Origin of the sequence: Sulfitobacter sp. 1A13421 (assembly GCF_043557285.1) — a bacterium.
Lineage (GTDB): Bacteria > Pseudomonadota > Alphaproteobacteria > Rhodobacterales > Rhodobacteraceae > Sulfitobacter > Sulfitobacter faviae.
Genome location: NZ_JBIFFQ010000003.1, coordinates 95,418 through 108,400 on the forward strand (window position 1 = coordinate 95,418; position 12,983 = coordinate 108,400).

16 protein-coding genes are annotated in these 12,983 nt (G+C 63.0%); 5 read left to right on the plus strand and 11 right to left on the minus strand.

Annotated elements, in window-relative coordinates:
* Positions 1-30 precede the first annotated feature (30 nt).
* Positions 31-705, plus strand: coding sequence for a type 1 glutamine amidotransferase domain-containing protein (locus ACGYLI_RS07195; protein WP_394418422.1), 675 nt, complete (start codon positions 31-33; stop codon positions 703-705).
* Between the two features lie 296 nt (positions 706-1,001).
* Here ACGYLI_RS07195 and ACGYLI_RS07200 read toward each other — a convergent pair whose 3' ends face one another.
* From ACGYLI_RS07200 to pyk, 5 genes are all read right to left on the minus strand, one after another.
* Positions 1,002-2,198 (minus strand): Hint domain-containing protein, encoded by a 1,197-nt coding sequence (locus ACGYLI_RS07200; protein WP_394418424.1) that lies wholly within the window; start codon positions 2,196-2,198, stop codon positions 1,002-1,004.
* Between the two features lie 255 nt (positions 2,199-2,453).
* Positions 2,454-2,819: a 50S ribosomal protein L20 gene (gene rplT / locus ACGYLI_RS07205; RefSeq protein ID WP_067264504.1), complete on the minus strand. Its 366-nt coding sequence runs from the start codon at positions 2,817-2,819 to the stop codon at positions 2,454-2,456.
* Between the two features lie 15 nt (positions 2,820-2,834).
* Positions 2,835-3,035 (minus strand): 50S ribosomal protein L35, encoded by a 201-nt coding sequence (rpmI, locus tag ACGYLI_RS07210; protein WP_067264506.1) that lies wholly within the window; start codon positions 3,033-3,035, stop codon positions 2,835-2,837.
* Between the two features lie 126 nt (positions 3,036-3,161).
* Positions 3,162-3,386, minus strand: coding sequence for a hypothetical protein (locus ACGYLI_RS07215; RefSeq protein WP_067264509.1), 225 nt, complete (start codon positions 3,384-3,386; stop codon positions 3,162-3,164).
* Positions 3,387-3,412: 26 nt separating this feature from the next.
* Complete coding sequence (gene pyk, locus ACGYLI_RS07220) at positions 3,413-4,858, minus strand: pyruvate kinase (RefSeq protein ID WP_394418426.1); 1,446 nt, start codon at positions 4,856-4,858, stop codon at positions 3,413-3,415.
* A 152-nt stretch (positions 4,859-5,010) separates the two neighbouring features.
* On the opposite strand from pyk, the gene ACGYLI_RS07225 reads away from it, so the two are divergent.
* Complete coding sequence (locus ACGYLI_RS07225) at positions 5,011-5,322, plus strand: DUF1244 domain-containing protein (RefSeq protein WP_394418428.1); 312 nt, start codon at positions 5,011-5,013, stop codon at positions 5,320-5,322.
* A gap of 85 nt (positions 5,323-5,407) precedes the next feature.
* Here the strand turns inward: ACGYLI_RS07225 and ACGYLI_RS07230 are convergent, their stop codons facing one another.
* Positions 5,408-5,866 (minus strand): MaoC family dehydratase, encoded by a 459-nt coding sequence (locus ACGYLI_RS07230; protein WP_394418430.1) that lies wholly within the window; start codon positions 5,864-5,866, stop codon positions 5,408-5,410.
* Positions 5,867-5,972: 106 nt separating this feature from the next.
* Here ACGYLI_RS07230 and ACGYLI_RS07235 point away from each other — a divergent pair, with 106 nt between their 5' ends.
* Complete coding sequence (locus ACGYLI_RS07235) at positions 5,973-6,416, plus strand: DMT family transporter (RefSeq protein ID WP_209216582.1); 444 nt, start codon at positions 5,973-5,975, stop codon at positions 6,414-6,416.
* A gap of 3 nt (positions 6,417-6,419) precedes the next feature.
* Here the strand turns inward: ACGYLI_RS07235 and ACGYLI_RS07240 are convergent, their stop codons facing one another.
* Genes ACGYLI_RS07240 through dgcN form a run of 3 tightly spaced genes read right to left on the minus strand, consistent with a single transcriptional unit; the run spans position 6,420 to position 9,252 of the window.
* Positions 6,420-7,280, minus strand: a complete 861-nt coding sequence (locus ACGYLI_RS07240) for a D-amino-acid transaminase (RefSeq protein ID WP_394418432.1) — start codon at positions 7,278-7,280, stop codon at positions 6,420-6,422.
* 2 nt (positions 7,281-7,282) lie between these two features.
* Entirely contained in the window at positions 7,283-8,248 is a 966-nt protein-coding gene (gene dgcA / locus ACGYLI_RS07245; protein ID WP_394418434.1) for an N-acetyl-D-Glu racemase DgcA, read from the minus strand.
* A gap of 2 nt (positions 8,249-8,250) precedes the next feature.
* On the minus strand, positions 8,251-9,252 hold the full coding sequence (gene dgcN, locus ACGYLI_RS07250; protein WP_067264538.1) for an N-acetyltransferase DgcN: 1,002 nt from the start codon (positions 9,250-9,252) through the stop codon (positions 8,251-8,253).
* A gap of 257 nt (positions 9,253-9,509) precedes the next feature.
* Between dgcN and ACGYLI_RS07255 the strand changes: the two genes are divergently transcribed.
* Positions 9,510-10,469 (plus strand): L-malyl-CoA/beta-methylmalyl-CoA lyase, encoded by a 960-nt coding sequence (locus tag ACGYLI_RS07255; RefSeq protein ID WP_067264541.1) that lies wholly within the window; start codon positions 9,510-9,512, stop codon positions 10,467-10,469.
* Between the two features lie 158 nt (positions 10,470-10,627).
* Complete coding sequence (locus ACGYLI_RS07260) at positions 10,628-11,590, plus strand: acetyl-CoA carboxylase carboxyltransferase subunit alpha (protein WP_394411162.1); 963 nt, start codon at positions 10,628-10,630, stop codon at positions 11,588-11,590.
* On the opposite strand, the gene ACGYLI_RS07265 is transcribed toward ACGYLI_RS07260, so the two are convergent.
* Both ACGYLI_RS07265 and ACGYLI_RS07270 read right to left on the minus strand, forming a co-directional pair.
* The gene (locus ACGYLI_RS07265) at positions 11,587-12,033 is read right to left on the minus strand and encodes a GNAT family N-acetyltransferase (protein ID WP_394418436.1); all 447 of its coding nucleotides are present in this window, start codon (positions 12,031-12,033) and stop codon (positions 11,587-11,589) included. The genes ACGYLI_RS07260 and ACGYLI_RS07265 overlap by 4 nt on opposite strands.
* A 178-nt stretch (positions 12,034-12,211) precedes the next feature.
* Entirely contained in the window at positions 12,212-12,862 is a 651-nt protein-coding gene (locus ACGYLI_RS07270) for a GntR family transcriptional regulator (protein WP_067264652.1), read from the minus strand.
* Between the last annotated feature and the right edge of the window lie 121 nt (positions 12,863-12,983).

Consider the following 12,983-nt stretch of genomic DNA (forward strand, 5'->3'; position numbering starts at 1 on the left):
GCGCCCAACCTCCCCCGAAAGGAGAGACCTATGAAAATCCTGATGGTTCTGACATCGCATGACGAATTGGGCGACACCGGCAACAAGACCGGCTTCTGGCTCGAAGAATTCGCCGCCCCCTATTACGTTTTCAAAGACGCGGGCGCGGATGTGACCCTCGCCTCGCCCAAAGGCGGGCAGCCGCCGCTTGACCCCAACAGCGACAGCGAAGACGCGCAGACCGACGCCACCCGCCGCTTCAAGGACGACGATGCCGCGCAACAAGCGCTCGCCTCGACCAAAGTGCTGGGCGATGTGGACGCCGATGGTTTCGACGCAATCTTCTATCCCGGCGGCCACGGCCCCCTGTGGGATCTCGCGAATGACGCCGACAGCAAGCGCCTGATCGAAACCTTCTGGGCCTCCGACCGCCCCGTGGGTGCCGTCTGCCACGCGCCTGCCGTGTTCAAAGATACCCAAGCCGACGGCAAGCCGCTGGTTTCCGGCAAGCGCGTCACCGGTTTCACCAACACCGAGGAAGAGGGTGTTGGCCTGACCGATGTGGTGCCTTTCTTGGTCGAAGACATGCTGAAGAAAAACGGCGGCGACTACAGCAAGGGCGACGATTGGGCGTCTTACGTGTTGGTCGACGGTAAGCTGGTCACCGGCCAGAACCCCGCCTCTTCCGAAGAAGCGGCGAAAGAGATGCTGGCGCTTTTGAAGTGACGGCAGGAGGGGGCGCAAGACCGCGCCCCCTCTCCCCATGGGAGGAACCGCCACAGGCCGCGCCGTGTTTTGCCCGTGAAAGGAGCCTCCGACATGGCAGATTGTGACCGCAGCACACCGGCGCCCCATGGAGCGCCGAAGACCTCGAACAGCTTCGCATTCTTGCGGCAGAGGGCACGGCGACCAGCGTGATCGCGGTGCAACTGAACCGCAGCGAAGAGGCGATTGCGCACCGCGCGTCACAGGATGGGATCAATCTATCCGCCGCCAGCCACAATCCCTATGACCCCGACACCCTAAACCGATAACAGGGCGCGCCCATTTTTCTTGTGCTTTGCGACCAATCGCTTTTGCACGGGCCCCGCTGGGATCTGATGCGCGGGGGTGCCGAAGCCGTCGCTCTCAACCAAGGCGGGGAAGAGCGTCGCGAACTCCTTGCGCTGCGCCTGACCGAGGGTTTTCACCGTTTCGGCATTCAGCAAGAAACTCTCGCTCGGCGCGCCTTCGGCATAGACGATCTGGTGCTTTTCAAAGACCAAGTGGAAATAGTCCACCTGTGCGACGCTTTCATCCACATGCACCCCCGGCAGTTCGGTCAACCGGATCGCGGCGACGAGCACGGCCATCGCGCCGCAGATCCGCTTGACGATGCCTGAACGCGCGACCATGCGATGCTGCCTTGAGACCATGAGGTCACGCTTCGGCAGCCCTGCGCCCAAGGCTCCGGCACGGATACGGATGGGGTAAAGCTTGGGGTTCTTCGCCAACTCCCCCGCCCCGACCGAACGGCGCAGCGCTGCGACAAGCTCCTGATAGCCGTGGCCTTGGGTCAGCACGCGCACGCCGGGGGCCAAAGCCTCGACCGGAAGATCGCCCGCCTCGGTGGTGATCAGCGTGCCGCGCGCGAAACAGGCCACACCGGTCGAGACCAGATCGCCCTCCTCGCGCATCGTGTCGATGTCGGACTTCCACGCCAAATTGCCCAGCAACCCGCCTTCGGGCAGGTCTGAGAAATCGACGGTCATGGTGGTGAACAGATCCCCCGCAGCTGGGCTGCCCGCCAGATTGACGATGCCGGAATAGGTCACCTCAAGATCACCGGCCAAATCACGCGAACCGGACTCCACGCGAAAAGGAAAACCCTCAAGCGAAGTGGGGGTCGAGCCGCCATTGGGGTCGTCATCCGCCGTGGTGGTGGTGTCGAAAACGGAACTGGCGGGCTGAAGGTCAATCTCCATCGTGGCGAGCGGCTTGGTCGTCTCAAGATGGTGCCAGTCATAGCCGAAGGACATCTGCGTATCCTCGCCCACCGCCGCGCCATTCGTATAGGGATCCGTTGCGTGCCACGTCAGCGTCTCGACCGAGCCATCGGCATAGGTCAGCGTGATCCGCGCGCCCTCAAGATCGACGCCGCGCGAACTGGTATCATCGCGAATACCATAGACCGTCTCATGGGGGTCTTCGTCCAACCTGTTGATTACAATTCCGGGCATAAACGTCCCCACCTTTTACAAATAACATGCCGACAAACAGCGCCAATTGCTGCGGCACCGGTGCAGATAGGCTGCACAGTGACCTGTCGTTGGGGCAGATTGTCCATGGGGGGTGAGGAGCAGGCAAGGCCGTGGCAAGGGATTCTCGGGGCAAGATTGTGGCAAGGCCCGCACGACGGCCCGAAACGCAGATCCCCCAAACGCAAAAAGCCCCGCCATCCGGCAGGGCTTTCGCAAATTCAAAGCAATCTCGGCTTAGGCCGCCAGCGCGTCCTGCGCTTGCTTGACGATCGCACCGAAGGCTTCGGGCTCGTGCACGGCCAGATCGGCCAGAACCTTCCGGTCCACTTCAATGCCGGCCAGCGTCAGACCGTTGATGAAGCGGCTGTATGTCAGCGCCTCGTCGTGGCTGCGCACGGCGGCGTTGATCCGCTGGATCCACAGCGCGCGGAAGTTGCGCTTGCGATTCTTGCGGTCACGCGTTGCATATTGATTGGCCTTGTCGACCGCCTGCGTGGCGACCTTGAAGACGTTCTTGCGCCGACCATAGTAGCCTTTTGCGGCTTTGATGATCTTCTTGTGACGCGCGTGGGTGACTGTACCACCTTTAACTCGGGACATCTCGGCTCTCCTTAATCAGCGGGCGTAGGGCATGAAGCCCTTGACGATCTTTGCATCGGCTTCCGACAGGGTTGTCGTGCCGCGTGCGTTACGGATGAACTTGTTGGTCCGCTTGATCATGCCGTGCTGTTTGCCGGCTTGGCTGGCGATGACCTTGCCGGTCGCCGAGACCTTGAAGCGCTTCTTGGCGCTCGATTTCGTCTTCATCTTGGGCATTTCCGTCTCCGTCTTTTGAGTTCGGTATAAACACGACTCGGCATGCCACTTGAGGCCGGTCGTGCAGGCTAAGATGCGCCGTATAGGCGCGCTCGGTCGGGGATGCAAGAGGTTTCGCACGGCCCCTCAGGGCAAGAAGTCCGCCGCGACCGAGACGAAGACCTCCGGCAGGTTCTCAAAGGAATAGCGCCCCGGATTTTCGCGCAGCGCAAAGACGATCAGCCCGCCCGCGATCAAGATCGTGATGGCCGAGGCGCGCGGCGACCGACGGTCGGTCACCGCAGACAGGATCGAGGGGATCGACAGCACCGCCAGAACGATGCCCACCACCATTGCCAAGTCAGAGTCCACGCAACATCCCCCTATCTGGGGAAAGGCTACTCCGGATCGGAGGCGTAAATCAAACGTTCGTCACAGGGCGCGACGCGCAGAATATTGGTGCTGCCCGGCACGTTGAAGGGCACCCCGGCGGTGACGACGATATGATCCTCCGGCCCGGCATACCCCTCTGACAAGGCGGCCCGCGCGGCGCTCAGCACGGCCAGTTTAAACCGGTCATGCCCATCGGTGATGATGCAATTCGTGCCCCAGCTCAACGCCAGACGGCGCGCGGTGTTGACCAGCGGCGACAGGGCGATGATCGGCACGCGGGGCCGTTCGCGGGCGGTCAGCAGGGCGGTGGTGCCCGATTGGGTAAAGCAGCAGATCGCCTTGATGTCCGTCGTCTCGGCAATCTCACGCGCGGCGGCGACGATGCCATCGGCCACGGTGGTGCGATCCGCCGTGCGCGAGGATTCGATGATCTGCGTATAGGTCGCATCGGCTTCGACCTCTTGGGCCACGTTGTCCATCGTCGCCACGGCCTGTAGCGGGTAATCCCCGGCGGCGGATTCGGCGCTCAGCATCACGGCGTCGGCGCCTTCGTAAATCGCGGTGGCCACGTCCGAGACTTCGGCGCGGGTCGGCATCGGGCTTTCGATCATCGATTCGAGCATCTGTGTCGCCACGATCACCGGCTTGGCCGCCGCGCGGCATTTGCGCACCAGACGTTTCTGGATCGGCGGCACGTTCTGGACGGGCAGTTCCACGCCCAGATCGCCCCGCGCCACCATGATGCCATCGCTGACATCCAAGATCGCCTCGAACCGTTCGACCGCCGCAGGCTTCTCGATCTTCGACAGCACCGCCGCCCGGCCTTTGACCAGATCGCGCGCCTCGGTCACATCCTCGGGACGCTGGACAAAACTGAGGGCGAGCCAGTCGACCCCCAATTCGCAGACGAACTCCAGATCGGCGCGGTCTTTCTCGGAAAGCGCGGCCAGCGGCAGCAGCACATCGGGCACGTTCACGCCCTTGCGGTTTGAGATGACACCGCCTGTGACCACTTCGCAATCGGCGAAATCCGGGCCGCAGTCGCGCACCTTGAGGCGGATCTTGCCGTCATTGACCAACAGGCTCGCGCCCGGCTCAAGCGCCGCGAAAATCTCAGGATGGGGCAGGCAGACGCGGGTCGCATCGCCCGGCGTCTCGTCAAGATCAAGCCGGAAAGACGCCCCCTCTTCCAAGGTTGGCCCGTCGCCCTCGAACACGCCAACGCGCAGCTTCGGCCCCTGAAGGTCCGCCAGAATGCCGATCGCGCCGCCAGTTTCTTTCTCGATATCGCGGATGATCCGGTGCTTTTCCCGGATCTCTTCGTGGCTTCCGTGGCTCATGTTCAGGCGGAAAACATCCGCCCCGGCGTTGTGCAATGCCGCGATCACCTCTCGGGTTTCGGAGGCTGGCCCAAGCGTGGCCACGATCTTTACATTGCGCAAACGTCTCATATCTGTTCCTTCGTGTCCTATGTCCCCAGAGCGAATGTTAACGATAACATCGCCTATCCGGTGGCCTAGCGCCCCCATGAGTGCCTGTCAAAGGTTTCATCAGAATGACGGTCCATCGCGGTCCCGTCCAGTGATATGAGAAGGAAGCTGTCATGCCCAGCCAACAAGAGATCGAACTGCAAGCCGCCGCCTTTCGTCGGTTGCAGAAACACCTGATGGAAGATCGGACGGATGTGCAGAACATCGACATGATGAACCTCGCCGGTTTTTGCCGCAACTGCCTGTCGCGCTGGTATCAAGAGGCCGCCAACGAACGCGGGATCGAGATGGGCAAGGACGAGGCGCGCGAGCTGTTCTACGGAATGACGATGGACGAATGGAAAGCCAACTATCAGACCGATGCGAACGACAGCCAGAAAGAGGCGTTCAAAACGGCTTTTGAAAAGAATGTCGGAAAGGGTTGAGCAACCCGCTTGAATGAACCCACAAAGCGGGCGCGCATCCCTGTGCGCCCGCCTTTGCCTTGGCCAAGCGTGCTCAAGGGCTTCGCTAGAACTGATAGAGCACAAGCCAATCCGCCTTGAGCGCAGGCCGCGCGGCGCCTTCGATCTCTACCGTTGCGGCAAAGCGGGTCATCAGGTCACCCCGCCCGCGCCTCTGCGCCTCGGCCAGCGTGAACCGCCCCCGAATCCGCTTGCCGGAATGCACAGGTGCCACGAAGCGCACGCTGTCGAACCCGTAGTTGATCGACGCCTTCGTGCCCGCCACCACCGGCAGCGCGCCGTAAGCCATGCCCGACATCATCGACAGGGTGAGCATCCCATGCGCCACGGTGCCGCCAAAATCCGTCTTGGCCGCGCGGAGCGGGTCGACATGGATGAACTGATGATCCTCGGTCACATCAGCAAAGGCGTCGATCCGCGCCTGATCCATCACGAACCACGGCGAGACGCCCAATTCACGGCCCACGGCGGCTTCCATTTCTGCCCGGTCAATCTCTCTGCGCATCGCGGCCTCCTCTTTGCGCCAGTCTAGCCGCGCGGGCGCTCGCTGCGAAAGCCCTTGCACCCGGCGGGACATCTCTCATGCTGGGGCCAAGCAGAGCGGAGCCGCCATGAACACCCCCATCCTCGCCCTTATCACCGTCGCCATCGCCGGGGCCGCCGTGGCCCTGCAAACCCCAATCAATGCCGCCTTGGGGCGCAACATCGGCAGCGGCGTCGCTGCGGCGGCGGTGTCCTTTGGCGTCGGCTTTGCGATCCTGTTGGGGGTCTTGCTGCTGCGCGGCGAGTTGAGCGCCCTGCCCCGCGCGGCCTCGGCCTCTCCCGTTTTGCTGCTGGGCGGGGTGTTGGGGGCCTTCTACGTCTGGTCGGTGCTTTGGGCGATCCCGACGCTGGGGGCGCTGACGGTGATCTCGGCGCTGATCCTTGGCCAGTTGAGCGCTGCGCTGGTGATCGATGCCACGGGGCTCTTGGGGCTGTCGGTGCAGGCCATCACCCCCACCCGCATTGCCGCCGCCGCGCTGGTGGCGGCGGGGCTGGTTTTATCGCGGTTCTAAAGCTCAGATCGCGGTTTTGCGCATCTCTTCGAGATAGATTTCACGCAAACGGGGCGCAAGCTTGCCCGGCGTGCCGCCGCCGATCTTGGCGCCGTCGATCTCAACCACCGGCGTCACGAAAGCGCTGGCCGAGGTGACGAAAGCCTCATCCGCCTGCTGCGCCTCTTCGATGGTGAAGTTGCGCTCCTCCACCTGCATCTGCGCCTCGCGGGCCAGTTCCAGCACCGCCTTGCGGGTGATGCCGTGCAGAATGTCGCTGGAGGTTTCGCGGGTGACGATCTTGCCGTCCTTGACGATATAGGCGTTGTTCGAGGTGCCCTCGGTCACGAAACCCTCTTCGACCATCCACGCGTCTTCGACACCGGCTTTCTTGGCCATCATCTTGCCCATTGACGGGTAGAGCAGCTGCACCGTTTTGATATCGCGGCGGCCCCAACGGATGTCTTCGATGCTGATCACGCGGATGCCGTCACGGGCGGCGGGGTTGTCGGCCAACCCCGGCTTGGATTGGGTGAACAGCACCAGCGAGGGCGCGGTGGTCTCGGGGTCGGGGAAGGCGAAATCGCGGTCGCCATCCGACCCGCGCGTGACCTGAAGATAGATCAACCCGTCTTTGATCTCGTTCAGCCGCACCAACTCGCGGTGGATTTCCAGCAGTTCTTCGGTCGTCGCAGGCGCGCGCATGTCAAGCTCGTTCATCGAGCGGGTCAGACGCTCGGCATGGCCGTCAAAGGCGATGAGCTTGCCATCCAGCACGCTCGTCACCTCATAGACCCCATCGGCCATCAGGAAACCCCGGTCAAAGATCGAGACCTTGGCCTGATCCTCGGGCAGATATTCACCGTTTACATAGACAGTTCGCATGGTCACCCCCAGAGCGCTGCGGCGGGGGGATGCACGCCCGCGCCGTCGAATTTCAAAGCATTGTCGCGGTCTTCGGCCAGAAGCAGCGGGCCGTCAAGGTCCACCACCTTTGCCCCTTGCGCGACCAGTGTCGCCGGGGCCATGGCCAGCGACGAGCCGACCATACAGCCGACCATGACCTCGAAGCCTTCCGCCCGCGCCGCATCGCGCAAGGAAAGCGCTTCGGTCAGCCCGCCGGTCTTGTCGAGTTTGATGTTCACCACGTCGTATTTGCCCTTGAGGCCCGGCAGGCTGGCGCGGTCGTGGCAGCTTTCATCCGCGCAGACGGGCACGGGGCGGTCCATCCCCAAAAGCGCGTCGTCTTCGCCAGCGGGCAGAGGCTGTTCGACCAGCGCCACACCCAGACGGAGCAGATGCGGGGCGAGGTCGGCATAGACCTCAGCCGACCAGCCTTCATTGGCGTCGATGATGATGGTGGCATCGGGCGCCCCGGCGCGCACCGCTTCGAGCCGCGGCATGTCGTCAGGCGTGCCGAGCTTGATTTTCAGCAGTGGCCGGTAGCTGTGTTTCGCCGCCTGCGCGCGCATTGCCTCGGGTTCGTCCAGCGAGAGGGTATAGGCCGTGATCTCTGGCCCCGGCACGCTCAGCCCGGCCAGTTCCCACACCCGCTTGCCTGCGCGTTTGGCCTCTAGATCCCATAGCGCGCAGTCGACCGCGTTGCGTGCGGCCCCGGCAGGCAGCAGATCATAGAGCGCTTGGCGGGTGATATCGCCCGGCAGGCCGTTGATCTCAGCCGTGACCGATTCGAGGGTCTCGTCATAGCGCGCGTAGGGCACGCATTCGCCCCAGCCGGTCACGCCGCCTTCAGTCACACGGACGGTCAGCACCTTGGCTTCGGTCCGCGAGCCGCGGCTGATGGTAAAGACCTGCGCCAGTTTGAAGGTATCTGCGGTAACATCGATCTGCATGGTCACAGCGCCGCCAGCGCGTCGGCCAGTCGGGCAGCACCCTGACGGAAGGGATCGACCGCAGGCAGGCCAAGACGCTCTTCAACCTCGGCCAGATAGGCATCCGCCTCGGCCTCGGACATGTGGTAGGTGTTGACCGAGATACCGACGACCTTGCAGTCGGGGTTCGGCACCTGCGCCAGTGTCAGCGCCATGTCGCGCACCGCTTCAAGGCTGGGCAGGCTGTATTCCGGCAGGCCCCGCATATGGGTCCGGGTCGGCTCATGGCACAGGATCAGCGCATCGGGCTGGCCGCCGTGGATCAGCGCCATGGTCACCCCGGAATAAGAGACGTGGAACAGGCTGCCCTGCCCTTCGATGATGTCCCAATGGTCATCGTCATTGGCGGGGGTGAGATATTCCACCGACCCGGCCATGAAATCGGCGATCACGGCATCCAGCGGCACACCTTCGCCGGTGATCAGGATGCCGGTCTGGCCGGTGGCGCGGAAGGTGCTTTTCATGCCCTTCTCGCGCATCGCCTCGTCCAGCGCGAGGGCGGTGTACATTTTCCCGACCGAGCAATCGGTGCCCACGGCCAGAACCCGCTTGCCGCTGCGCTTCTTGCCGTCGGCGATGGGGTATTCGACGCTGGGCACGCGCACGTCATGCAATGTGGTGCCGTTTGCCTCGGCAGCCGCCACCAGATCGGCTTCGTTGCGCAGCAGGTTGTGCAGGCCCGAAGCGATGTCGAAGCCCATGTTCAGCGCCTCAATCAGCACCTCTTTCCATGCCGCGCTGATTTTACCGCCACGGTTGGCGACACCGATGACCAATGTCTCGGCCCCCGCCTCACGCGCTTCGGCCAGCGTCATGTCTTGCAGACCGAGATCGGCCTTGCAGCCCTCCATGCGGAACTGGCCGACCGCATTGTCGGGCCGCCAATCCTTGATGCCTTGGGCGACCTTGGCGGACAGAGAGTCAGGTGCGTCGCCCAGAAAGAGCAGATAGGGGGTTTTGATCATGGCAAGCCTCCGGCATTGAATTTGTCCGCATATTGCGCGCGAGAATACGCAAGTGCGTGGCGTTGTCGACGCATCTGCATGCAAATGCGCTGTATTTCCCGCAAATTACCACTGTCTGCGCAAAATTCGTGCGCAGCTTGGCTCTGCAGGCAAACCCCTCGAAATGCTGCGACTGCGAAAACCTTCTTGCGATTAGTGGCGCAATTTCATACCAGAATGAAGATGCACGATGAAACAATATTACCCATAGGTACCCCATGAGCTTCCGCATTCAGCCTGCCGCCCCTGCCCGCCCGAACCGCTGCCAATTGTTCGGCCCCGGCTCCCGCCCGGCGATCTTTGAAAAGATGGCAGCGTCGGATGCCGATGTGATCAACCTCGACCTTGAGGACAGCGTGGCACCTTCGGACAAGGACAGCGCGCGCGCCAATATCATCAAGGCGATTTCCGAGATCGACTGGGGCAACAAAACGCTTTCGGTGCGGATCAACGGGCTCGACACACCCTATTGGTATCGTGACGTGGTGGAACTGCTGGAGCAGGCCGGGCCGCGGCTTGATCAGATTATGATCCCCAAGGTGGGCTGCGCGGCGGATGTCTATGCCGTCGATGCGCTGGTGACCGCGGTTGAGACCGCCAAGGGCCGCGAGAAGAAAATCAGCTTTGAGGTCATCATCGAGTCCGCCGCCGGTATCGCCCATGTGGAAGAGATCGCCGCCTCCTCCCCCCGCTTGCAGGCCATGTCGCTGGGGGCCGCGGATTTCGCCGCCTCCATGGGCATGCAGACCACCGGCATCGGCGGCACGCAAGAGAACTACTATATGCAGCGCGGCGAGCAGAAGCATTGGTCGGACCCGTGGCACTGGGCACAGGCCGCCATCGTTGCCGCCTGCCGCACGCATGGTGTGCTGCCCGTCGACGGGCCTTTCGGCGATTTCTCGGACGACGAGGGTTTCCGCGCACAGGCGCGCCGCTCGGCCACCTTGGGCATGGTCGGCAAATGGGCGATCCACCCCAAGCAGGTGGCGCTGAGCAACGAGGTGTTCACCCCGTCGGAAGAGGCTGTGGCCGAGGCGCGCGAAATCCTCGCGGCGATGGAAGAGGCCAAGGCCAAGGGCGAAGGGGCCACCGTCTATAAGGGGCGTTTGGTGGACATCGCCAGCATCAAACAGGCCGAGGTGATCGTGCGTCAATCTGAAATGATCGCCGGGGGTTAAGCGCTTTTGGCAAGCCGCCGGGGGCTCTGCCCCCGGACCCCCGAGGGTATTTGAAAAAGGATGAAGAGGGAGGGGCGTGGGCTTGCCTGCCTTGCAAACCCGCGTTGCAAACCGGCGCGCGGCGCTCCATATACACAGGCAACAAGCCGGAGCATGCAATGACCCAATATCTGGATTTCGAAAAACCCCTGGCCGAGATCGAAGGCAAGGCGGAAGAGCTGCGGGCGTTGGCCCGGTCCAATGAAGAGATGGACATCACCGATGAGGCCCGCGCGCTGGATAAGAAAGCCGCCGGGATGCTCGAAGACCTCTATGGCTCTCTGACGCCTTGGCGGAAATGTCAGGTGGCGCGCCATCCGGAGCGGCCCCATTGCAAGGATTATATCGAAGCGCTTTTCACCGAGTTTACGCCTTTGGCGGGGGATCGAAACTTTGCCGATGATCTGGCCGTCATGGGCGGGTTGGCGCGGTTCAATGATACGCCTGTCGTGGTGATTGGCCATGAGAAGGGCAATGACACCAAGAGCCGGATCGAGCGTAATTTCGGCATGGCGCGGCCTGAGGGCTATCGCAAGGCGGTGCGGTTGATGGAACTGGCCGACAAGTTCAACCTGCCGGTGGTTACCATCGTCGACACGCCCGGCGCCTATCCCGGCAAGGGAGCCGAAGAGCGCGGCCAGTCCGAGGCGATTGCCCGTTCGACGGAGAAATGTCTGCAGATCGGCGTGCCTTTGGTCAGCGTGATTGTGGGCGAAGGCGGCTCTGGCGGGGCGGTGGCATTCGCCACGGCGAACCGTGTCGCTATGCTGGAGCATTCGGTTTACTCCGTGATTACGCCCGAAGGCTGTGCCTCAATCCTGTGGAAAGACAGCGAGAAGATGCGCGAAGCCGCCGAGCAAATGCGTTTGACGGCGGATGAGCTCAAGACGCTTGGCGTGATCGACCAGATCATCCCTGAGCCGATGGGGGGTGCGCATCGCCATGCCGAGGAATCGATCAAGGCCGTGGGCAAGTCGATCGAAGCGATGCTCAAGGAGCTTGACGGCAAGGACGGCAAGACGCTGGTTCAGGAACGCCGGACCAAGTTCCTTGAGATGGGGCGCAAGGGGCTGGCGGCCTAAGCCAGCCGCCGCCGAAAACGCGGATCGGGCGTGATTTGATCGAAACCGGCGGCGCGGTAGAAACCCTGCGCGCGCCGGCTTTTTGTATCCGTGCCCACGGTTACATAGCTGCATCCTTGGCTCTGGGCGTGGTCCAGCGCCGCTTCGACCAGCGCGCGGCCAATGCCGCGACCGCGGGCCGTGTCGCAGACGAAGAGGTGGTGCAGGACCATCCCTCTTGCGCCGAATTGCAACTGCATCTGCGGGCAGAGCGCGGCATAGCCATGCAGGCCGGTAGCGCCTTCGGCCACCAGAAGGGTGACCCAAGGCGTGGGGCCGAAGCAGTCACGTTCCAGCGCGGCGAGGGTCACGGTGGCAGTGTCGCCGTGGTAGGCGGCCAGCGCGTGGGCGAGATCAAGCACCATCGGCAGGTCGGATTTCACGGCGGGTCGAATGGGGGGCATGTCGTCTCTTTCTGTGATCACCACAGGGAGACAAGCAGAGCCGCGCTGTGGCGGCTTGTGGATATGGGAATGGGTGCCGCGCCGATCAGGAACGGGGGTAATAGACAGATGTGAAGATGGTCTTTTCCATATGCCTTTGATGCGCCGCTGCTGCCCGGCTGTCAAGCCATGGGCGGGATCAGCTGGCCAGCATGCGCAGACCTTGTGTCACATCCGAACGCACTGCCAGCCGCAGCCCCGGCTCATCGCCGGCGCGCAGGGCCGCGATGATCAGACGGTGGAAATGCGGCGGCTCGGTCCGGCGCAGGCGGCCATAGAGCGCGCGCATGGTCGGGCCGAGTTGCAGCCAGACCGTCTCTGCCATGGCGAGCATGGCGGGCGCTTGGGCGCGCAGGTAGAGCGTGCGATGAAATTCGAGATTGGTGCGGATATAACTGACCGCATCGCGGTGGGCCACGGCCTCGGCAATATTGGTGTTGATCGTCTGCATCCGCTCAATCAGCGCCATATGGGCGCGTGGCAGGGCGCGAGAGGCAAGCTCGACCTCCAAGAGCGCGCGAAGGGCGGCCAACTCCTCGATCCGCTCGTTACTGAGCTCGGGGGTGGAGATGCGCCCGGAGGTCGACATGGTCAGCGCCCCCTCTGCCGCCAGCCGCCGCACCGCTTCGCGGGCCGGGGTCATCGAGACCTCATATTCCTTACCGATGCCGCGCAGGGTGAGGGCGTGGCCGGGCGGTAGATCGCCATGCATGATCCGCGCGCGCAGGCGGCGGTAGACACGATCATGGGCCAGCGGCGTGGCCTCGACAGGGCGCGGGGTAAGATTCATGATGCGGTTGTGATCACAAACCAGCCACCCGTCAAGCGCGGCATTTTGCAGCCAAGACGCGATCACCCGTTGTCGCGGGCCTTGCGGCGATTTATCGGAGGTCAAACTGCCTTAAGGAGAC